22 protein-coding genes and 3 pseudogenes are annotated in these 21370 nt (G+C 58.0%); 14 read left to right on the forward strand and 11 right to left on the reverse strand.

Going from position 1 to position 21370, the window contains the following annotated elements:
* Positions 1-86: 86 nt before the first annotated feature.
* Positions 87-746: a cytochrome b/b6 domain-containing protein gene (locus JZI28_RS23255; protein WP_109384010.1), complete on the reverse strand. Its 660-nt coding sequence runs from the start codon at positions 744-746 to the stop codon at positions 87-89.
* Positions 739-1023: a PepSY domain-containing protein gene (locus JZI28_RS23260; RefSeq protein ID WP_109384011.1), complete on the reverse strand. Its 285-nt coding sequence runs from the start codon at positions 1021-1023 to the stop codon at positions 739-741. Before JZI28_RS23260 ends, JZI28_RS23255 begins: the two co-directional genes overlap by 8 nt.
* 145 nt (positions 1024-1168) lie before the next feature.
* On the opposite strand from JZI28_RS23260, the gene JZI28_RS23265 reads away from it, so the two are divergent.
* From JZI28_RS23265 to JZI28_RS23285, 5 genes and pseudogenes are all read left to right on the forward strand, one after another.
* Positions 1169-1828, forward strand: a complete 660-nt coding sequence (locus JZI28_RS23265; RefSeq protein ID WP_085310917.1) for a response regulator transcription factor — start codon at positions 1169-1171, stop codon at positions 1826-1828.
* Positions 1825-3165 carry an ATP-binding protein gene (locus JZI28_RS23270; RefSeq protein ID WP_375700427.1) on the forward strand — a complete coding sequence of 447 codons (1341 nt, stop codon included), beginning with the start codon at positions 1825-1827 and terminating at the stop codon, positions 3163-3165. Before JZI28_RS23265 ends, JZI28_RS23270 begins: the two co-directional genes overlap by 4 nt.
* Before the next feature lie 431 nt (positions 3166-3596).
* The gene (locus JZI28_RS23275; RefSeq protein WP_375700428.1) at positions 3597-3761 is read left to right on the forward strand and encodes a hypothetical protein; all 165 of its coding nucleotides are present in this window, start codon (positions 3597-3599) and stop codon (positions 3759-3761) included.
* A complete protein-coding gene (locus JZI28_RS23280) occupies positions 3736-3903 on the forward strand; it encodes a StaA (protein ID WP_235604742.1) in 168 nt (55 codons plus the stop codon). The genes JZI28_RS23275 and JZI28_RS23280 overlap by 26 nt, the downstream gene beginning before the upstream one ends.
* Positions 3904-4006: 103 nt before the next feature.
* Positions 4007-4528: pseudogene (locus tag JZI28_RS23285) on the forward strand (SAM-dependent methyltransferase); the annotation flags it as partial.
* Here JZI28_RS23285 and JZI28_RS23290 read toward each other — a convergent pair.
* Positions 4519-6789: pseudogene (locus tag JZI28_RS23290) on the reverse strand (Tn3 family transposase); the annotation flags it as partial. The pseudogenes JZI28_RS23285 and JZI28_RS23290 sit on opposite strands and share 10 nt — an antisense overlap.
* Positions 6790-6918: 129 nt before the next feature.
* Between JZI28_RS23290 and JZI28_RS23295 the strand changes: the two are divergent.
* The 8 genes from JZI28_RS23295 (at position 6919) to JZI28_RS23330 (ending at position 14551) form a co-directional block, all read left to right on the forward strand.
* Positions 6919-7524 (forward strand): recombinase family protein, encoded by a 606-nt coding sequence (locus JZI28_RS23295; protein ID WP_154155170.1) that lies wholly within the window; start codon positions 6919-6921, stop codon positions 7522-7524.
* Between the two features lie 325 nt (positions 7525-7849).
* Positions 7850-8236, forward strand: a complete 387-nt coding sequence (locus JZI28_RS23300) for a hypothetical protein (RefSeq protein WP_375700429.1) — start codon at positions 7850-7852, stop codon at positions 8234-8236.
* Complete coding sequence (locus JZI28_RS23305) at positions 8233-8943, forward strand: hypothetical protein (RefSeq protein ID WP_375700430.1); 711 nt, start codon at positions 8233-8235, stop codon at positions 8941-8943. The genes JZI28_RS23300 and JZI28_RS23305 overlap by 4 nt, the downstream gene beginning before the upstream one ends.
* Positions 8940-9458, forward strand: coding sequence for a hypothetical protein (locus tag JZI28_RS23310; protein WP_375700432.1), 519 nt, complete (start codon positions 8940-8942; stop codon positions 9456-9458). The genes JZI28_RS23305 and JZI28_RS23310 overlap by 4 nt, the downstream gene beginning before the upstream one ends.
* A 132-nt stretch (positions 9459-9590) precedes the next feature.
* Entirely contained in the window at positions 9591-9959 is a 369-nt protein-coding gene (locus JZI28_RS23315) for a hypothetical protein (RefSeq protein ID WP_375700433.1), read from the forward strand.
* Positions 9956-12667, forward strand: coding sequence for a relaxase/mobilization nuclease domain-containing protein (locus tag JZI28_RS23320; RefSeq protein WP_375700434.1), 2712 nt, complete (start codon positions 9956-9958; stop codon positions 12665-12667). Before JZI28_RS23315 ends, JZI28_RS23320 begins: the two co-directional genes overlap by 4 nt.
* 231 nt (positions 12668-12898) lie before the next feature.
* A complete protein-coding gene (locus tag JZI28_RS23325; protein ID WP_375699407.1) occupies positions 12899-13924 on the forward strand; it encodes an IS110 family transposase in 1026 nt (341 codons plus the stop codon).
* Positions 13925-14227: 303 nt separating this feature from the next.
* Positions 14228-14551: a hypothetical protein gene (locus tag JZI28_RS23330; RefSeq protein ID WP_375700435.1), complete on the forward strand. Its 324-nt coding sequence runs from the start codon at positions 14228-14230 to the stop codon at positions 14549-14551.
* A gap of 14 nt (positions 14552-14565) precedes the next feature.
* Here the strand turns inward: JZI28_RS23330 and JZI28_RS23335 are convergent, their stop codons facing one another.
* The 6 genes and pseudogenes from JZI28_RS23335 to JZI28_RS23360 all read right to left on the reverse strand — a co-directional run.
* On the reverse strand, positions 14566-14823 hold the full coding sequence (locus tag JZI28_RS23335; RefSeq protein WP_375700436.1) for a hypothetical protein: 258 nt from the start codon (positions 14821-14823) through the stop codon (positions 14566-14568).
* The gene (locus JZI28_RS23340) at positions 14816-15454 is read right to left on the reverse strand and encodes a hypothetical protein (protein WP_375700437.1); all 639 of its coding nucleotides are present in this window, start codon (positions 15452-15454) and stop codon (positions 14816-14818) included. The genes JZI28_RS23335 and JZI28_RS23340 overlap by 8 nt, the downstream gene beginning before the upstream one ends.
* Positions 15455-15666: 212 nt before the next feature.
* A complete protein-coding gene (locus JZI28_RS23345) occupies positions 15667-15984 on the reverse strand; it encodes a type II toxin-antitoxin system RelE/ParE family toxin (protein WP_375700438.1) in 318 nt (105 codons plus the stop codon).
* A gap of 2 nt (positions 15985-15986) precedes the next feature.
* A complete protein-coding gene (locus JZI28_RS23350) occupies positions 15987-16250 on the reverse strand; it encodes a type II toxin-antitoxin system Phd/YefM family antitoxin (RefSeq protein WP_375700439.1) in 264 nt (87 codons plus the stop codon).
* Positions 16251-16358: 108 nt separating this feature from the next.
* Entirely contained in the window at positions 16359-16484 is a 126-nt protein-coding gene (locus JZI28_RS23355; protein ID WP_375700440.1) for a hypothetical protein, read from the reverse strand.
* A 91-nt stretch (positions 16485-16575) separates the two neighbouring features.
* Positions 16576-17502: pseudogene (locus tag JZI28_RS23360) on the reverse strand (Tn3 family transposase); the annotation flags it as partial.
* Between the two features lie 69 nt (positions 17503-17571).
* On the opposite strand from JZI28_RS23360, the gene JZI28_RS23365 reads away from it, so the two are divergent.
* Positions 17572-18984 carry an ISKra4 family transposase gene (locus tag JZI28_RS23365; protein WP_375700441.1) on the forward strand — a complete coding sequence of 471 codons (1413 nt, stop codon included), beginning with the start codon at positions 17572-17574 and terminating at the stop codon, positions 18982-18984.
* A 282-nt stretch (positions 18985-19266) separates the two neighbouring features.
* Here the strand turns inward: JZI28_RS23365 and JZI28_RS23370 are convergent, their stop codons facing one another.
* Together JZI28_RS23370 and JZI28_RS23375 are read right to left on the reverse strand one after the other, a co-directional pair.
* Positions 19267-19854, reverse strand: coding sequence for a dimethylsulfonioproprionate lyase family protein (locus JZI28_RS23370; RefSeq protein WP_375700442.1), 588 nt, complete (start codon positions 19852-19854; stop codon positions 19267-19269).
* 260 nt (positions 19855-20114) lie between these two features.
* Entirely contained in the window at positions 20115-21329 is a 1215-nt protein-coding gene (locus JZI28_RS23375) for a M24 family metallopeptidase (protein ID WP_007206147.1), read from the reverse strand.
* Positions 21330-21370: the final 41 nt, after the last annotated feature.

Consider the following 21370-nt stretch of genomic DNA (forward strand, 5'->3'; position numbering starts at 1 on the left):
CAGAACGACGCCGGAAAGTAAAAAGGCCCCACCTAAGATAGCGGGGCCAGGGAAGCGTCGAAGGGACATTCGGCGCGGGGGAACGTTCAGGAAATATCGCCGGGCTCTGGCGCGCGCTTGTCGCCGGTGACCATGGACCGCGCGAGGTTTTCTTTATGGCGGAAAGAGGTCAGCACAACCCCGCCGACATGGACGGCGATCAGGAACAACATGACGTTAGCCAGCACCTCATGCGCCTCTTCGACGGCTTCCGACCCGCCTCCGCCATACCCTTCTTCGTCGCCATCGGCATAGGCCGGAGAGACAATCTGTGGCAGGTCAGGCAGCATTGCAAAACGGCCCTCATCTTCAAGCAGCCACCCCGTAAAGGCGGTGCCTGCGAGTGTCAGGAGCAAGGCGACGGTCATTGCGGCGCCAGCAGGGTTGTGGCCAAGATACCGATGCTCCTTGCCGCGCACGACATCTCCGATATAGCCAATCGTTTGCGACGGTCCCCGCAGGAACTGCGAGAAACGGGCGTATTTGCTGCCGACAAGGCCCCAGATCAAACGGAACGCAATCAGTCCGGCGACAATGTAACCCGCGATTTCGTGCACCGTGCCAAGCTCCTCGGCGCTCAGATAGGCCACGACAAACGTGACAACCAAACTCCAGTGAAAGACCCGGACCAAAGGATCCCAGACACGGACCTTGGCCGTAGATCCTTGCGCGGTTGAAGACGCATCATGTGCAGAGGTCTCAGTCATCGTCGTCATCCTCGTATTCGAATTCGATCATTTGAAGGGTCTGCGGATGAACGGTCACTTCGATCCGACGCCCCTGTGCATCGCGGCCATCAATTTCGTAACAGCCATCATCGATCTTGATCCGACGCACGGTCCAACCGTTGTCCAACGCCATCTGCGCCACCGCTTCGCGCGGCTGCCAGTCGGCCATGGGGACAAAACAGTCATCATCGTCGGCAATCGCAGCGCCCGCCGAAAGCGTGGCGAAAACGGCGAGCATTGTCAGTGTCTTCTTCATGCGGCAAACTCCGGATTGCGGCCAATTTCACCAGACCATGCGCCACCAACCTGACAGGTTCCTGAAGCTCGCGGGCTGATGTGCGTCAGTCTCGCGTAAGCTGGATTGTTCAAGATGACTTGTGAAACAAAGGAATCCGACACCCATGCGCATTCTGCTGATCGAGGATGATACCGTTCTGGGCACCGCCGTGCGCGACCAGATCGCCGCCGATGGCCACTCCGTGGACTGGGTGACACGGCTTGATGCGGCGGGCGATGCAATGGCGGTTGCCGCCTATGATCTCCTGCTGCTTGACCTCATGCTGCCCGATGGTCGTGGCATTGGATTTCTGAAGACGATCCGAAATCGGGGGGACGTGACCCCGGTGATCATCCTGACAGCCCTTGACCAGATTTCGGATCGGATCGAAGGGTTGAATGCGGGGGCTGACGATTATCTGGTCAAACCGTTCGACCTGTCGGAACTCACCGCCCGGATCGGATCGGTCGCGCGCCGGTATAGCGGCAATCCAAACCCGATCATCACCCATGGCGCACTCGACATCGATCTTGCCTCCCGCAGCATCCACCGGAACGGCAAACCGGTCCAACTGACCGCGCGCGAATGGGCGCTGTTCGATGCGTTTCTGGCACGCCCGGGTCAGCTGCTGTCGAAAACGCAGCTTGAAGACAAACTTTATGCCCACGGGGCCGAAATCGAAAGCAACACCATCGAAGTCCATGTCAGTCGCCTGCGCAAGAAACTTGGGGCTGACGTGATACAGACCGAGCGTGGCATGGGTTATCGTCTGGGACCTTCATGAGACTGCCACGTAGCCTCCAGGCCCGTTTGGGGCTGTCATTGGGTATCGGGTTGACGCTTCTGTGGATCGCGACCGCCACGGTGACGGCGGTAAACCTGCGCCACGAAATGGATGAGGTCTTCGACTCCGCCCTGCAAGAAACGGCGCAGCGCCTTCTTCCGCTGGCCGTGCAAGAGATTGTCGGCCGCGAAGATGACGGTGTGACCCAACGCCTTGGCGCGATCCGCGAACATACCGAGTTCTTCACTTACATCGTGCGGGACGCGCGGGGGCGCATCCTGCTGCAATCGCATGCCGCCGATCCGGATATATTTCCTGCCTATAACGGGACGGGCTTCCGTCAGACAGCAACCCACAGGCTTTACAACGAGGATGCCTTGCAGGGCAGCGTTCGCATTTCGGTGGCCGAACCGCTGGACCACCGCGCCACGGTCGCGCGGGAAATCCAGATGGGGCTGGGCCTGCCGCTTCTGGTAGTAATACCGCTTGCGCTGCTCGCCATCGTGCTGGCGGTCCGGGCAGGCCTTGGACCCATTCGCCGTTTTCGCGAACGCTTGGAGGCTCGGGATGCGCGCGACCTTTCACCTGTTCCGACGACAGGAATTCCGTTGGAAATTGTTCCGATGGCGACAACCCTGAACGGACTTCTTGGGCGCTTGAAAGAGGCGTTCGACGCCGAACGCAGCTTTGCCGCCAATGCCGCACATGAGTTGCGAACACCGCTCGCCGGAGCCATCGCGCAGGCGCAACGGTTGCAGTCTGAAACAGGTGACCCGGCTGCTGCTGCCCGAGCGGCAGACATCGAAGCCACGCTGAAACGGCTAACACGCCTGTCGGAACGCCTGATGCAACTGGCCCGCGCCGAAGGAGGTCGCCTGCGGCTGGACCAAACCTCGGACCTGCGCGGCATCGCGCAAATTATCGTGGACGAGATAGAGCGCACCATATCGCCGGGGCGCATCGTGCTGACGCTTCCCGACGGACCGGTCGTTTCAGATCTGGACCCGGACGCCTTTGGTATCCTGTGTCGCAACCTGATTGAAAATGCGATCCGGCATGGCGCAGAAACAGAACCCATTGATGTTTCGCTGTCACCAGATGGCACATTGCGCGTGGCAAACGCAGGACCCGTCGTGCCGAAAGAGAAACTGGAGAACCTGACCACCCGTTTTGAACGTGCAGGCCCGAACACCATCGGAAGCGGTCTCGGCCTTACGATTGTCGCGGCAATTTCGGAACGGATCGGGAGCCAGTTCATCTTCAATTCCCCCCGCGTGGGCAAGGAGGATGGTTTCGAAGTGTGCATCAAGCTTCCGATCGCTGGTTCGAGGCGTTAGCGCTCAGCGATCAAGAGGCATTCTGTCGCCGCAATCGCAAAGCAAGACCGAGTGAGACTCCGATCACGATGGTGAGGTCCGCGAACGCGGTCAAAGCAAGCTTTAGAAATAGAAGGGTGCGATCCGACGCCTGCGTCTACATTTGACCACGCCATTTGCTCGGCTCGCGACAACGTATTTTTGGGTCGAACGACAACTTTGGACCGCTTTTCCGACCTCGGTTGTTAGCGCAGCATCCGGTGGTTTGGGCTCTGAGTCAGATTTCGCCGCGCTTTCAATGAACGGCGGCTTTGAGCTTCACGTAGGATTCTGCCCCCTCCGGCATTCGATTCCTAAGTGGCCCGACTTGATTTGACCACAATGGCATTGCCGTTTATGCCACCACGCTGGATGATGTAGTAACAACCCATAGTAAAGTGGGAGAAATCGCAATGGACCCAACGGATAAGGAAGGGCCGGATTTCGGCACTGATGAACAAGGCGCGCCTCATCTGACGGGGCACCGTTTCCCAATTGATGTGCGCGTTGCAGACATGCCCGATGACCTCGGCAAGCTGCTGGATATGGGTCTTGAAGAGCATTTCCGTGGCTGCTGAAGCGGACGCGTATGACGCGTGGTTTTGCGCGCAGGTACAGGCCGCGCTGGAGGATGCACGCTCGGGAACATCTCAGGTTCAGGTGATGCAGGCTGCACAGGCATTGATTGATGCGAAGCGGCAGGTCGAACCCAAGTCCTGACCAAGCCTTGGAGGTCAGCGCGGTCTGACCCCCGTCACCCTGAAAAGCGAAAGCGGGCTTTTTGTCCTTTGGAATTCAGACCCTGATCCAAAGGAAAATCCCCATGTCCAAGCCCAAACCGGCAAACCCGGCTTTCCCAATCTCTGACACTGATCTCGCAAATGCCATCGCGCAAATCGGCGCGGAGATCGACCACCAACCCCTACGTAGCTCAGCGCTCGCGCGCATCATGCGCGAGACGTTTCATGGCAGCGCTGCTGGCGGTTCCTGGGACTGGCGCATGGCATATGACCTGATGCAGGCCGCGGCTGTCCAAGTGCTGCTGCGTGGGAACGGCGTGGCAGATGACATCGCCGCTGCAAAGCTGCTTGCCTCGCGGCTGCTGACGGAAACCCGCCGGTCAGAGCAGCAGATCCGGCTGCAGCAGTTTTCCACGCCGTTGCCTTTCGCGGCAATGGTCGTGCGGGCGGCCGCCATTCGCAAGGGCGAGACTGTGCTGGAGCCCTCGGCTGGCACCGGTGCCCTGGCCGCCTTCGCCGCCCGGGCCGGTGCCACGCTTGTGCTCAATGAAATCGACGCCTTTCGCCAGCGCCTCCTGCGCGCAGTTTTCGGCGGCGAGGTCACGGCAAAGACGTGATCGGTGAAGCCCCCGGTGTCGGCATACTGCTCTGTGATCTTCCGCCCCGTCTCGTTCATCAGCAGCCCATCCAGGATGTAGGGTGCCTCGCTCACGGTGGCCGGAATGTTCTGGGTTGCGAAGGGGCCGAACTGGTCGGAGACATGGGTATAGGCCTTGAGGCCCGGCTCGGAGCCGTATTTCGCGTTGATGAGGTTCATGGCTTCGCCCTGCCGGGCGGCGGGGAAGAATTGCCCGTCACTGGACGCGGTGACGCCCCCGCCCCAGAACTGGGCCATGGGCAGCTGGGCCTGTGCCTCGATCACCATGGCGAGGGCCTGGTTGATGGCCTCGCTCTCTACGTGCCATCGTGACAGGCGCGAGAGCTGGAAGTAGTCGTGTGTGCTGGTTGCCTCGGCCATCTTGCTGAGCCCGAGGTTCAAACCCTCAGCCAGCAACACCGTCAGCATGCCGATCTGGTCTTTGCAGGGTGCGCCGGTCTGCAAATGTGTGAAGGCTTCCGTGAAGCCGATATCCGCATCGACCTCCTGGAGCAGCTCCGTGATCCGTATGGCCGGCAACCGGTCATAGAGATCGAGTACCAACTCGTCCGCCTCTTGCGGCACCGCCGCACTCAGGCGGTCAATTTTCAAGACGCCATTCTCGATCGACCCGCCCGGGATGGTCCCTGCGCGAGCCGCCTTTGCCAGTCGCGCGAGGCCATCCGTCATGCGAGCCTTGCGATCGGCAAGCCAGGTCTCCGGGTCGAGCGGCACCGTCAGCCTTGGCGCGCCCTCTACCGCCTCCGCGGGAACTAGGGCCTGCTTCAGATCGGCGAAGCGCCGGGAATGGGGGAGCCAGATGTCACCCGACCGGAACGCCTCCCGCAAATGAAACAGCACCGCAACTTCCCAGAGCCGATGGCCGTCACCGTCCTCAGCGTTCAGATGGCTGTGCCATTTCGAACCTCGCCGTAGAAAGCCAACTGGCCATGTCTCGGGCTTCTGATCATGTGCGATCAGCTCGGCCGCCTGAAGCAAGGGAGCCGCGACACCCGCCGCCTCGATGTCGAGAACGCGCAGCATGCGCGGGGCATAGCGCCGGAACCGATGATAGCCTTGGCCAACATGGGCCAAGGGGTCAGCGGCCATCGTGTTGGTCAACTCGGCGGCGGTGGCGACCAGCCCTTCGAGTTGCTCCCATCCACAGGCCAGTTCTGTCGCCTGATCCAGGGAAACCCCATCGCTTCTGGCGTCCAGCAGGGCCGACCCGAGAGATTTGAAGGCGCGCAGCGTGTCCTGCACCGCCGCCTTTGCATCAGTGATTTTGGCGTCGCACAGCCTCTTCGCGCCCTGCCATGTCTTGCCGACGATGCGGTCATGGGTCTCGACCACCGCGTCGGAAATCGCGGCACGCCACTCGACGGCGCAAACCGCGAGAATGGCCACGCGACGGTCGCTGCCGATGTCACGCAGGCCATCGGCAAAATAGCGTTCGCCCTGACGCCGCAGGCGGGTCACCCGATGGGTTGGAATACCAGCGAGGATATCCGACGAGACGTTCAGGCCCCGCAGAACCTCGAGCCGATCGAGGAGACGGCCAACATCGGCCGAGTTCTGCCCCACCTCGAATTGGCGTAGCCAGACGAACCGGCTGACCGTAGCGTCGACCATCTCCGTGAGCAGGGTGCCCAGGCGGGTCTTTGTCTCCGCATCCAGCCGGGCCACGATGGCGCTTTCGAGCCGGCGTTCCGCCGCCACGAGCGCATCCGCGCAGAGGCGTTCAATTACGGACACGCCCGGCAGGATGGTCTGGGTCCGGCGACACTCTTCGATAAACCGGCGGGCCAGATCATGGTTGGAGGTTGCCACTTCCGCCTCGCCTGACAGCCAGGCTTTCAGTTCCCGCGCGCGATGCCCGGAGAACATCCTGAAGCCGTAGAACTGGCGCAAGTCGACCAGATGCCTACGCCGCGTTACGTCGGTCTCAGCGTAATGGGAAAGCTCTTCCATCTCTTCGCCAAGCTGTGCGGCGATGAAGCGACTGACGGCCTCCGGAATGACTTCACCCGACGCCAGCAGTCGGCCAGGATACCGGAACGCACAAAGCTGAAGGGCAAAGCCGAGGCGATTGCGTGCATGGCGACGGGTTCGAATGAATTCGAGGTCATCGTCCGCCAGTGTGTAGTGGTAGAGGATGGTGGCTTCGTCTGTTGGCAGATCGAACAGCGCCGCACGTTGGCGCGCGGTCAGAATAGAGCGTCTTGGCATGTGGGATTGTCCTTGTTAGTCATTAGTCTGTTCAGGACAAAATCCGCACCAGCAATATCAAAGGCTTGCAAGGCCAAATTCCGAGGGGGTTCAACTGGGACACATCCTCAAGCAGCAGAGCGATAGGATATGAACAACCGTGCAGCCATCTACGCCAGAGTTTCGACTTCTGATCAGTCCTGTGAGCGGCAGGTCGCGGAACTGACCGCATTTGCGGAACGCGGCGGCTATGACGTTGTCGGCATGTTCAAGGAAACGGCCTCCGGGGCCTCAGCCAATCGCGCCGCCCGCAATCAGATCCTCAATCTCGCGCAGGCCCGGCATATAGACGCCATTCTGGTCAGCGAGCTTTCCCGGTGGGGGCGCTCCACTCAGGACCTGCTCGATACCCTCAATCGGCTCGCAGGCTGGAAGGTCTCGGTCGTGGCTATGAACGGCATGACCTTCGAACTCGACACGCCACATGGGCGGATGATGGCCACAATGCTCGCAGGGATTGCCCAGTTCGAGCGCGACCTTCTCAGCGAGCGTGTGAAATCCGGTCTCGCCGCTGCACGGGCCCGCGGCAAAAAGCTTGGGCGACAGCCGGGACAGCGACCCAAGTCTGATAAGCTAGCCCCGAAGGTGCTGCAGGCCGTTCAAGACGGCAGATCATACCGATGGATTGCGCGCGATCTCGGCATTTCCAAAAACACCGTCACTGACATCGTTAAACGGCACAGAGATCACGCTTAGGGCGTCATCTAGGGTCTGCCCCAAAATGGTGCGCGCCGAAGCCCATCTCCCGGTCCATCGGTACAAGACCTGTTTCGCCTTGTGTTATTCTCTCTTCCCCTACTGCCCCAAACGCACCGCGGAGAAGCCCCCGGCGCCGACAAGTTGCACCATCCTGCGAGAAGAAGACACCTCGGTGTCGCCGCCGCTGCTGGATCAGGGGGGACGGTTTACCGTCGCCATACCCTGCTAAGGGCAGGGTGATCCCGGAAGGAGATTCCGAAGATTTATTTTTGTATTTTCACGGTCATCGAAGAAACTTGCTGTGTAGCTCAAGGATAGCATCATGGCACTCAAAACGGAACATCTGAAAGAGGCAAAGTCAGCCCTCAAATCCATGTCGAAGCGACGGGAGAAGAAACTGACGAAGGCGGATTTCGTCGCCAGCCTGATCCAGGACATCCACACAAAGATGACGACTGGGTTCTCTCTGGAAGAGATCTGCGCGGAACTCAACAAGACCCTTCCGGACGGCGAACAGCTCAACATGAATACATTCAAAACATACGTTCGCCGCGCTCGGACCCAGGCCGGAATTGCGCCGACCAGGTCATGGACGCGCCGGGTCAGTACCGCAGAAACAAAGATAAATACCATCCCGGACAAGGGGAGAAAAAAGGTTCAGAAAGAGTATCCAGGATCGGATTTTCGTGATCAAGGAGGTGAACTGTGAAACATATTTTTTTCATACACGGCGACAAAGGGGGCGTCGGCAAAACCGAGGTCGCAAAGCGCATGGCCGCGGTGATGCTCCAAGCCAAAGAACCGGTCACCCTGATCGATGGCGACAATAAAAACCCGGGCCTTCACGCCGCGTTCCAAAACGGTGAACTGGATGTTCACTGTATCAACGTCATGACACCCGCTGGCCGCGATGCCCTCTTTGACATCATTGCGGAAAGTCCCGGCGATGTCCTAATTGATCTTCCCGCGCGCGGCTCTGACGTCACGGAGAGGCTGACCGAGGACGGTGCTTCCGAGGACGGGTTCAGCCTCGAATTGCTTCTCGCCGAGATCGAGGCCGAACTGACCATCATCTTCGTCATCGATCAGACCAGGTCGCCGCTCGTGGCGCTCAAGGATGAGCTGGCAGCCCTACCGGATGCCACCCGCTGGATCATCGTGCGCAACTGGCGCGAGGACCGTGAATTCACATTGTTCGACACGACCAAGATCAAAGCCGATCTCGAAGCGCGCGGGGCCGCCGTTATCGACATGGTCCGGCTCGACCCCCGTGTGAATGACATTCTCGAAAATGCCAGCCTCAACCTGATCACGGCGCAGACCTCGGACAAGCTTTCCATGCTCCAGAAGATGCGCGTAAAGGCAGCGGTCCGGTCGTGGTCCGAACAGATGAAGATCGCAGGGCTGCTTGAATGACCGACCTTCCGGAAGACCTGTTCACCCAGGTCTACCGCCGCGCACCAACGGAGCAAGACCGCGCACGCCTGATGGCGGTCAAGGCGGGGCTGGGGCTTTCCCCTCGCGACGAGCTCTGGCCTGTAATCCTAGTGCTCGATCACTATGACCGCGCGATCAGAGCGGGCCGGGTCGCCTCCTTGCGCGACGTCCAGCGCGTCCTGGACGAATTGAAGGCCATCCCCGAACGAGCCGGGCCGATCGCGGCAGCCGAAGCCCGAAAGGCCATCGCGCGGCTCATCGAAGATGCATCTGAAAAGATCGCCCGAGACGCCGCGCAGAAATCGATCACGACAGCCGATCGCATCTCCCGACGGCAACTTATTGTCGCGGCCGTTGTCGGCGCACTCAGTGCCGCCTGTCTCACCGCTGCCGCAGCTTGGGGCACGTATGTCGTCCTCGACGCGCGCGGTATCTGCGCCGAGCCGCCCGGTCGGGCCCGGGATGGCTCCATCGTGTGCTTCGTTCAGCGGTAATGGGCTGATCTCCTTCTCCGCCGGATGGCGTCGGCGGGATCAGCTATGGGCGTTAGGGGAGAAGGTGTGCGTTAGGGATTTTCAGGGCGGGGTCATAAAAACGAAAGAGGACTAGATTGGGGTTGAGCAGGTATGGCACGCGCAGGAGACGGAAAGCAGAGGTCAAACCGCCGAAGGCGGCACAACCTCCTTCAGCAGCGGGTGGATGATGAGGAACTGGCCGGGTTCATCGCGCGGGCGCGCAAGGCAGGGTACGAAGACCACCGCGAGTTCCACAGCGCTCTGATCTACGGTGATGCAGGCTTTGATCGCCGCGAGCGCCATGACCTCCTGCGCATACACGGCGAGCTGGGAAAGCAAGGCTCGAACCTGAACCAGCTCGCATACGCCGTCAACGCAGGGCGCCTCACCGCGGTGTCGGCCGATGATCGGCGCGTGATCGATCAGACGCGCATCGCGGTTGAGACCGCCACCGCGCTGATCCGGGCCCTGCTGGCATGATCGGCGAGGCCATCAAGAAAGAAGGGGAGAAAGGGTCCGGTGGCGGCGCAGATGCCTTCAAGCCCGGCGTGGCATATGTCTGCGGCAAGGCCACCCGGGTCGCACTGCGCAACCTCGCCTCGCGCGACTGGCAGAACGCGGCTGGGGACATGCGCCTCACGTCAGAGCTGAACAGCAGAGTCCGGAAACCATATTACCATTTGGTCCTCAGTTGGCATGAGCTGGAACAGCCAAGTGATGACCAGATGGTCGCGGCGGCCGACCATATGATCCGAAGCCTCGGGCTGGAGGAACATCAGATCGTCATCGGGACACATCACGACACGATGCGGCGGCATGTGCATCTGGTTTGCAACACGGTTCACCCCATCACCGGAAAGGTCTGGTCGAAATCGAACGATCATCTCCGCATCGAGAAGGCCTGCCGGGAAATCGAGCTGGCACAAGGCTGGTCACATGACCGGGGCCGGTGCGCGTTCGATGTGTCAGCGGATGGCACGGTCGAGTTGAAACCCAACCCAGCGGCCTGGGACAAGAAGAAAGCGGACCGGGACGCCGGGAAGAGACCCAAAACCTCCGGCGCGCGCAAGTTTGAGAAATCGACAGGGGTCGAGACATTCGAACACGGCATCCCCGCCGCTCTGAAGGCTCGATTTGCACAGGTCGTTAGTGCCGCGCAGGACTGGGAAGGCCTTCACACCGCCGTCGGAGAGCTTGGGCTATGCTATTACAAGGCCGGGTCCGGTGCGCGGATCGGCATCCTGGGCAGCACCGAATTCGCAAAAGCGTCAGCGTTCGGATCGAAGTTTTCCATCCGTAAGATGGTGGCCGCCCTTGGGGCATATAAAGATCCGGAAGGCGCATACGTCAATGATCTCAAAGAGGATCACAAGGATATTGAAAGCATATCCGGGGTAGTCTGGAAAGAGGACCGCAAAGCGACCGCATCATCGGCGTTCAAGCTGACGCTCTTGCGCCGCATCTACTGCGATCTCCATCTCGATCACGCCGTGTCTGACGCAATACGTTTTGTCGATCTGCAGGATGTGCCTCCTCAGATCACGTTCCGGGATAACGCAACACTGGTCGATCATGGCAGCCGTCTCTCGACATCGCGTAGCACCCACGAGACGCGCGCGGCCATGATCGCGATCGCAAAAGCCAAGGGGTGGTCCTCGGTGAAGTTCTCCGGTTCACCTGACTTCGTGCGTCTTGCGTCTCTCGAGGCCGCCCGTGCAGGTCTCCCCGTGCATGGTGCCCCGCAGGACATTCAGACGCAGTGTGATGCGATCCTGGACCGGCTGGAGCGCCAACAGTGCCGGATCGAGGCCGAGGCCCGGGCCGGGCAGCAAGCGGCCCATGAGGCCACTGTAGACCGCAAGCAGGGGATCCGGGTGAATGACGCGGAGCGGGCAGAGGCCGCAGCCCGGGTCGATGTCAGGACCGCCGAGGTCAGAGCCGTGATCGATGCCATCGGCCCCGGGCGTGATCCCGTCCGGACGGCCTTGCGGACTGTGGCGCGCCAGGAAGAGAAGCGGATCAAAGCAGAGCTGCCGGATCGCCGGAGCGTCTCGAACCCGCAAGCCGCCCCGGACGCGGATCGCAGAGGCAGTAGCACACATCGTCGGATCGCAAGAGCGGTCAAAGAGAACGATCATCACGAGTTGGACCGGATGCGGACGGTCCACATCAACGAGATCGCCTCGCGCGGTGGCTGGTCCTATGACCCCAAACACAAGGACGGGCATAACGACCCGCAGGGCCGGGATCGCCGGACCTATGTGCGCGGTGGCGAGACAATCAAGGCGACGCGGAAAGGGTCGCTCTGGGTCTGGACGAATAACAAGACGGGCGCATCCGGATCGGTCATCGATCTTTGGCTATCCGACAATGCGGGATCGACACTTGGCGATGCGCGCAAGGCGTTCCGCGAGATCATGGGCACTGACACACCGATGCTCGTGCCCCCAGCAGCGCCGCGCCTGGGCGACACCCCTCAAGACCACACCGAGGCCCGGCGCCGATGGGAGGAAGCACCTTATATCGACGATCACCGGACCTACGCAGAGGATCGGGGCATCTCGAAAGCGACCCTGCACCGCTTCCAGGAGGATGTGCGCTGTGGCGCTTTTGGCGGCATATACTTCGCGCATCGCAACCCCGAGACCGGAGATATTCAGGGGTTCGAACAGCGGTGGGAGAAGGATGGTCAGAAGAACGCTGCACGCTTTGCCAAAGGCGGCCTGAAGACCGTCGCGATTCTCGGCGATCCGAAAACCGCCAAGCGTATGGTGGTGTTCGAAGGCGGCCTCGACGCCCTCGCACTTGCGGAATTTGAGGCCCGGGATGACACGATCTACGTCAGCACAGGCGGCGGGTTCGGGCCGAAGACAGAGGCCGCCCTTCTCAAGCTCGCTGAGGGCCTGAAGCCGCTGTCAGGCTTCGATAACGACGCGGCAGGGGAAGCACTTCACAGGCGGCTCACCGGGCTCCTGCCCCGCGCCACGCGTCTTGCGCCGCCATCGCAGGTCGAGGGCGCAAAGAAGGTCTGTAAGGACTGGCTCGATGTTCTCAATGCGTCCAAGGGTGTACTTTCGCCAACCATGTCGTCGAGCGGTCTTGCGGCTCACAGTGAAAGTGCCGGCCTTGCCGAGCAGTTGGTGCAGGCACCGCATTTGCGTGAACCCGAGATGCCGGAATTTGGCTGACCTAACAAGCGCTGCAGCGCGACAAACAGAGATGAGGTCGCGTCAGATCCCATCGTCGCCACAAAAGTGATCACAGCGCTTCTTAAAATGAAGAAAAGAAGAGGACGTCAGGGCCTTGTGATACAATCCGGCCCCCTACCGGAATTGATGCGGTGGATGCCCCCTCCTCGAACGGCATCGCGATGTGCCATGGTGGTTATTCAACCACCACCAAAGAGAAAGGGAGCACCCATGGAAGAAGATATCATCATTGGCGTTGATCTGGCAAAGAACGTTTTCCAGCTGCACGGCGCGCGCCGGGATGGACAGGTTGTGTTTCGGAAGAAATTGAGCCGACCACAATTTGCCAAGTTTTGCGCCGAACATCCACGCAGCCTTTTCGCCATGGAAGCCTGCGCGACAGCCCATTATTGGGCACGCGAACTGATGTCGTTGGGTCATGAAGTGAGGCTCATTCCACCGATCTATGTCAAGCCATTCGTAAAGCGCCACAAGAATGATGCGGCAGATGCGGAGGCCATCACCGAAGCTGCGCTGCGGCCCAACATGTCCTTTGTCGTGCCAAAATCCGCTGAAACCCAGGCACTGACCATGATGATGCGCACACGGGACCAGCTGTTGGAGCAACGCACTGCAACCGTGAACGCCTTGCGCGGCCATCTTGCGGAATTCGGGCTGATTGCACCTGTTGGGTTGAAGAATGTTGAGCGGCTCCGGGAGCTGGTCGATGTCCATCCTGATCTTCCGGAACTGGTCGTGACGATGGCCAAGTTGCATTTCAACCGCATCGACCAGCTCTCGGAAGAGGTCGATACGCTCACCGGGCGGATCAAGAGCCATTGCGCCGACAGTCCAAAGGCACGACGGTTGCAAACCATGCCCGGCATTGGGCCGATTGCCGCGATGGTGATCGAAGCGTTTGCGCCAGACATGAAGTGCTTTGAAAAAGGGCGGGACTTCGCGGCTTGGCTTGGTTTGGTCCCCAAACAGCATTCGACGGGAGGCAAAACCCGACTTGGACAGACCAGTAAAATGGGTCAAAAGGACATTCGCCGCGCGCTGATTATCGGCGCGATGAGCTGCATTGCCGCCGCCGCGCGGCGCGGCAAACGCTGCCATCCTTGGCTACAAGACAAGCTGGACCGCAAACCAAAGATGGTGGCCGCTGTGGCACTCGCCAATAGAATGGCCCGCCAGATTTGGGCGATGATCACCAGAGAACAAGGCTACCAGTCAAATCAGGAGGTGGCCGCATAAGCTTCTGTCCCGCTTGCATTAAGTGGGCAGATGGCAAGGAATGCTCTGAAGTGATGGACGTCGATTGAACAGATCCTGATTGGAAAGCCAGATAGGGGTAGGGCGCTTACAGCCCGCGGAATCGAATTGGACCCAATCAGCGAACTGACCATCATGGCCCGCGGCGCGTAAAAGCCGCAACACGAGGCCGAATACACGACCGCAATCAAATCGCTGGAAATCAGCTCAGGAAATCCTTGCAAAACCGGGGGCATCCATACACGACCCCTAGAAGCCCTCAAAAAGGCCCAGAGAGAGGCAGAGATGGGATATCGCCGGTCATGTGCGGAAATGATTGAGGCAGCCTTCCAGGCCCTTCCTGAGACCCAGAGAGACCTTGTTACGAAAGAGTTTCAGCTCAGTCTTGGAAGTCACATTTATGTGGATGCCTTCAAAAAGGCTGGTTGGAAAGATCGGCTGAACGCTGTGGAGATCAGAGGGTTCTGGAGTGCTCGCGGTGTAAGCTTCCCCTCTCCTGATGAGTGGGCACAAAAAAACGGCTTAAGTGAGCCGGTCGTCCTAAAATCGCAGATTGAAGAGCTTGAAGCAGAAATCAAGAAACCGGTTGTTTCGGTTAAACCAATATAACAGGTTTAATCGATTCAATCGAAAAGGTCAGTTTTGTTCCTTAGGATGTGTTTGAGATAGGTAGACTTCGGAACGAGGCCCGCCTTTTCTTCGAGCTTTGTAAGCTCTGCTTTTGTGAGCTTTATGGCTACGATCTCAGACTCCTTGTCTTCGGGCTTCTTGGCCTTACGACCCACGGTTTTCGGCGCGAGAATTGATTTCGGTTCATTTGGCTTAACCGAATTACCCGGTTCAACTTTTTTGAAGATGGAGAGGTCATTTTTCTTAGGCATAATGTTGCTCGAGGTAAGAAAGTAAGGTGTCGAACTGCGCTGCAACATCCCGGTAGGTATAGCGAGCGAGAGCATCCTTTTCCATCATTTGACGGATGGAAAGCTCTTGTTCGAAGATGGTGTCAAACACGCGGGAGAACTTCAGCGGAAGGACCGGTATCCCCTGCCCTATCGCGTGATCCACTACGGCTTTGATATTCTTCGCGTCCTCACTGTCAGCCCAGTCTTTGAAGGCTTCACCTTTCCGCTTCACCAGTTTCGTCGCCACGACGACGATGTTCTTGTTGTATGGCAAAAGTTCGTTGATCGTGTGTATCCCCGCATGGATGCACTTCAGCTCATTGTAGATGGGCACCAGCACCACATTTGATTGTGAGACTGCTGAGACAATACTGGGCCGCGCATCACGCGACATGAGACCCGCCAGGTCGAACACCACGTCGATTCCTTCAGGAAAGTCCGGAAACTCTTCATCGGGTTGCAGCGAGAAAAGCCGCTCTTCGGGCAAGATGGTATCTAGGAGGTTGTAGGGTTCGTTGGTCGCCAAGGCGTATTCCCGGTCGAGCGCGATGTTCACGGCGAGCGGGGTTTTCCCTGCTGAGCCCTTCATGTTGTAGATGGTTATTTTCATGCTGCTAAGTATATGGATAAACCAAAATAACGCAAATAACTTGTTGTTTCGATATTATTGGTTAAATCAGTTTAACCGAAATAACCGCTTTACCTGATGCTTCTACCATGGTCACCGGAATTCAACAGCAGGTGAGATGTATTTAATAGGTTAAATCGGTTTACCCGAATTAACTGAACTCAAGAATACGTGATGATGTCTCTTCGTGGCGACTAAAGCTCAGGCAGGGTGACTTTTGGGTCGGCCAACTCTTGGTTCAGGCTGATCGAGCCGTCAATGATGAACAGGACGAACACCTCTTGGTCACGTATCGTGTAGTAGATGTTGAAGGCCTTGGCATAGATAAGACGAAACAAACCCCGCTCGGGGTTGTAGACGTGCCCGAGGCGGGGGAACTGCGACAGGTTCTCAGTCGTGAACGCGTAGATGTTGCTTAAAAACTCATCAGCGTGAGCCACGCTGTATTCGCACTTGTAGCGGTAGATTTCCCCAAGGGAATCTTCCGCTGATTGGGTGATAATGACCTTCATGCTTAGCTGGTTGGTGCCTTAAAATTCGCTCGCATGGTCTCCAGGTGAGTTGGGGTCATCTCCCTATAGCGTCCTGCGGCAACATCCTCGAGGCCACGCGCGATGCCAGCTTCAACCTGCCCTCTGAAGAGGCGCTCAACCTGCTGAATCGACATGGTGATAGCTACCGGGCGGTTCTGCTTGGTGATCACTACAGGTTCGTGCTGCGCAGCGTCTAGGTAGCGCCCGAACTCTTTGCTCGCGACCGAAGCGGTCATAGTCTTCATGTTCATAGTCCTTACACTTAGAGGGTAGTATCCACATTATACGGAAAATCCGGAAAACGCAAAGTTTTCCGGTTCAAATCATTGGCGGTCAGAGAGTAGGGAAGGAGTCTAATCCACGCCCTCAATAAACGTCTGCACGAAGGCCTTGATCTTCTCGATCACCCGGTCGGCAACGCTGCGGCGCTCGCGCAGGGCAGGGCGGGTCTCCATAATCCCAATGACGTCATCGCGCATTGGGGTTTTTTCGGTGAATAGGCCCCATCGCAAGGTTTGTTCGTAGGGTTACCCTAGACGTGAACAAAGAGGGAACTTTTGCTATTTGATGTTATGAAGCCCACTTTCTCGTGGCGCTGAGGTGCAATGGACGGGCATTCATGCGTTCAGCAGCCCCAGAATTCCATACAAAATCACCTGTAAGATTGATGTGCATCCAGCCCAATGGCGAAACGTGCCGGAGCAAACTGGGGTCAGCCAATTGGCCCGCCTTCAGAAGGTGTTGAGCTGCCTTATCCATGTACATGGTATTCCAGTAGACGATAGCGGCAATAACAAGGTTTAACGCCCCCAGTTTCTTCAACATGGCAGACGGTTTTATGTCGCCGGTCCTGGCGCTCGCCGCCAGTCGGATGACTTCATTATCCCAGTGGCTGAGAATAACCTCGTCATTGATTGGTTTTCCCATAATCGGGGCCAGCCCCTTCCACTGGCTGGCCTTTCCAAAACACGCAAGTTTTCGGTTTGGGAAGTCCCTTAGCCGAGGTGCAAGCCGCAAACCCAAAAGATGAAACAGGGCGAAGACGTGATCGGAAACGCCGCCTGTATCTGTGTAATGGACAAGCGGGTTAAACTGCGCTGCATTCCCCATCAAACCGTCCAGAACGTAGGGCGCTTCACCTGCCGTGGCCCCAATAACACTTGAATGGAATGACCCATATTGTCCCGACAGAAAGGAATATATTTTAAGGCCCGGGTCTGGACCATACTTGGCATTGATTTCGCCAGAATTCCGGGCGGCAGTAAAAAACTGCCCATCTGAAGATGTATGATCTGCATCGCCCCAAACCCGCGCGAGCGGTAAAGCGTGGTGGGCATCAACGATCTTTGCCAGTGCGTCTGAATAGGTTTCGGGGCGAAGATACCACGAGGAGGCCCATGACAACTGGGCGTGGCTCACATCTTTTGATGCCTGTGCCATCCGCTCAAGCCCGAGATTACTTGCACCTGCCAATATCGCCGCAAGGACAGCCGGTGGGTTGGTGGGGAGTGGGCAAAACCTGGGGGTGTTCGTCTATGATGGTGGTTTCACAGTAGAGGAATTGCCATGGATGTGCGGATCATCGTCGAGACGACATTTGAGAACGGAACCACGAAGACGCGGCGCGTGGGACGCCTTTCCCGCCCATTTCGAAGTACTCAGCCCGAGGGCTTTGGACTGTTGCTCGAAGATGCGAAATCCATGCTTTGGCAATTGCAGCAAGCGATCCTCCTTGACCAGATCGAGGAGATCTCTGAGGCGATCAGGGTCTGTCCTGACTGCAACAAGGTCAGAGCCATCCATGACTATCGACCCAGAGTCCTGGACACATTGTTCGGTCGGTTCCAAGTCAAGGCGCCACGCATTCGTCGTTGCGCCTGCAACGCCAAGTCTGAGGTCACCCTGGGCGGACCACTCTCGCCGCTGGCCCTTTTCTTCCCAGACCGATCAACACCTGAATTGCAGCGCCTTCAAGCCGAGCTTGGGGCGCGGCATTCGTTTCGAGAAGCAGCGCGTATCATGGAGATATTTCTGCCATGCGCCAAGCAGGCGAACACTTCGGTACGTAACCGCCTCGGCAAAATCGCGAGGGAGATCGGCGATAGCGAGTATGCGGAACCGGCTGTCTCGTCGGCACGAAATAGTGCAGCTCCCGTGACGGTCTTTCTGGACGGTGCGCATATTCGGAGCAGACCGGAATACCAGAAGCGGCACCTTGATGTTGTGGTTGGCAAGATCGAGAGTTCGCAAATGTGCCGCCGTTTCGGGCTTGTACAGCAGGCAGCTCAAGCGCCATCCAGGCAAGTAAGGCAAGTAAGGCAAGTAAGGCAAGTAAGGCAAGTAAGGCAAGTAAGGCAAGTAAGGCAAGACCTTAAAGAAATTGGCTGGGACGGCGAGAGCCCTGTTACCGTGATTTCGGATGGAGAACCCGCATTGCCCAATCTTGTGCGCTTCGCCGTCGGTGGGCCGGTTCGCCATATCCTCGATTGGTGGCATATTTCGATGCGGGTCAAACACGTTGAGAACGCTGTAAGGGGGCTGCTGCAAGCCAAGAATTTCCCTGGCATCCCGGTGTTGTTCGGGCGGCCCGCAGAGCGGCTGCGATGGTATCTGTGGCATGGAAAAATTCGAGTGGCCACCACAGGCCTTCAGTGGCTGATGGCCGATTGCGAGAGGCTTAGCAAAGATGATCCCGAAGTGCGCGATGCCACCAACCGCGTCCAAGCGCGTTGCCGGGAACTCTACACCTATCTGGCAAACAATATGGATAGCCTGACCGACTATGGTTGGCGGTACCGCAATGGTCTTCCAATCTCTTCGTCCCGTGCAGAAGGCTGCGTGGATGACATCGGCAACACACGCATGGGAAAACGTCGACGCATGAGATGGTCACCCAAAGGCGCACACAGAGTCGCCGTCGTGCGGGCTGCCGTTCTTGATGGAAGGTTGATCGGCGCATACCGCAGGGCCGCTGCATGACCCCCAAGTTTTTCCCACTCCCTCGTGTTTCAGATTTAAGGGCAACGCGACAGGCGGTTCCGGATGTGGCGGATTGCAGCTTAGTATCTGCCGGGGTGACGGCTCAAAAACGTATTAGCCCGCTTATGTACCAAGCGCCTTGCAATGACCGCTTTGGCTCAGGTCTGAAGCTGTTAAGTTCCAGCCTGCCCAATATTCCTCAAGCAATTTAATCCGCATAGGGTGAGCGAGTGGCGCCTCTTTTTCATCACAGAAGCATGCACAGCATCTTTTGCGCTCCGGCTATTCCTTCAGGACCCAGAAAACGAGGAGTGGAAGATCATTGGACCGCATCGCGTGCGGGATATTATGCGGATTGTAGAAGGTTTCGCCCTTCGCCACATGAACCCATTCGTTCCGACCTTGACGAAAGTCGCCCGTGTTCATGACAAGATAGGTTTCTTGGGGTGGGTGCCTGTGATTGGGATACTGCACGTTTGGCCCGAGAAGCGACACTCCCAGCCAAACGCCCTCTCGCGGTTCGAGGCCACCGGGACCGACAATCATCGCGTTTGCATGGTTTTCGGCAAAACCTTCGCTTGCACCGCTGCAATCCCCTTGACGGCGCCGCCACCGGAGCGTCGGTTCGATGCTAAAGAATGTCGTCATCACCTGTCGAAGATCAGGTTCGTCGGAGACGGACGGGTTCGCAATATCCGTGAGATACTTGCAGACCGGAAGTCGACCGCTGTCGGACTGTGATTGTGGTGCGGGAGACTCAAGGGTGGCAAAGACTTGTTCAACCAAGCTGACAGAGTTCGGATCTCGCGCACGGGCAGAATAGGCAATTCTTGCCGCATCTAGAAACTCTTGTAGGGCTCGGTTTCGCATTTTTACATCAGGGTTTCAAAATGATTGAAGTTGTCTGACGGCCAATGCCGCCAGACGACGAAACGGTAACGCCAACCATTATGTCCTGCATGGATTAGTAGGCGCTGTTCGTTTGGATGAAGATCGGTAGGCCCCCGCCGCGCGCAATCACTGTGTAGCCATGCTTTTGGGTTTCACGCGATAGGAAGGTTACCGCTATGACCAGCGCCAACAGGGCGCTGATCATAGCAATATTGTTTGCTACCGAGATAGCACTGATCTTAGTTCTTGATGACATTGTGCTCGGGGCCGAATGGGAATCCGGTGATGTTCTCGACTGTGTTGTCCTCGCCGATCACTAGGATGTCATGCTCACGGTAGCCGCCAGCGCCAGGCTGACCTTCCGGGATCATGACCATGGGCTCCATGGACACGACCATTCCTGGCTTGAGCTCCGTTTCAATGTCTTCGCGAAGTTCTACGCCAGCCTCGCGGCCATAGTAATGGCTCAGAACGCCAAAGCTGTGGCCGTATCCGAACGAACGATACTTCAGCAGGTCCCATTCGCGATACATCTCGTTGAGCTCGATCGCGATATCCATGCAGCGCGCGCCCGGCTTGATCAACTCGAGTCCACGCTCGTGGACCTTGACGTTCTTCTCCCAGATATCGAGGCTTGCATCATCAACGTGGTCGCAGAACAGTGTGCGTTCCAGCGCCGTGTAGTAGCCAAAGATCATCGGGAAAGTGTTGAGGCTGAGGATTTCACCCGACTGCACTTTCTTGTTCGTTACCGGGTTGTGCGCGCCGTCGGTGTTAATGCCGGACTGGAACCAGGTCCAGGTGTCCATCAATTCGACGAAGGGGAAAGAGTTGGCAATCTCGCGGATCATCGCATTGGTACTGGCAATGGCGACTTCGTGTTCGGGAACACCGGCTTTGACCGCAGCGGCCACAGCAGCACCGCCAACGTCGGCGACGCGGGCGCCTTCTTTGATCAGCTTGATTTCTTCGGCCGACTTGATCGTCCGCATCCACATCGCGGGCTGACCGACGTCAACGAACTCGACGCCCGGCAGGGCATCCTGAAGCAGTTGGCGGTATTCCAGCGACACGTGGTCGAATTCGATACCGATGCGCTTGGCACCCGGTGTCAGTTGCTGGATCGCGCGGTAGAAGTTGTCACGACGCCAGTCAGTATACGTGATGTTGTTGCCGAAGCTGCGACGGAAGGGTTGGCCGCCGTCGATGCCGGCAGAGATCGTAGTGGCGTTCTTCTGGTCGATGACCATGCCGTATTTACGACCGAAATAGCAGTACAGCCATCCGCTATAATAGTTGATGCAGTGATAAGAGGTGAAGAGTGATGCATCGACATCGTTCTTGCCCATCCAGTCGCGCAATTCGTTCTGGCGACGGGCCATTTCGTTATCTGAAAAGGGCGAGAACTCCTTCTCGCCGTTGTGCCATTCCATGACGTGGAGCATGTCGTCCATTGTCGATATTCCTCTCTGCTAACAGTGACCTTGTCTGCGTA

Source organism: Pseudophaeobacter sp. TrK17 (assembly GCF_042192375.1).
Classification (GTDB): domain Bacteria; phylum Pseudomonadota; class Alphaproteobacteria; order Rhodobacterales; family Rhodobacteraceae; genus Pseudophaeobacter.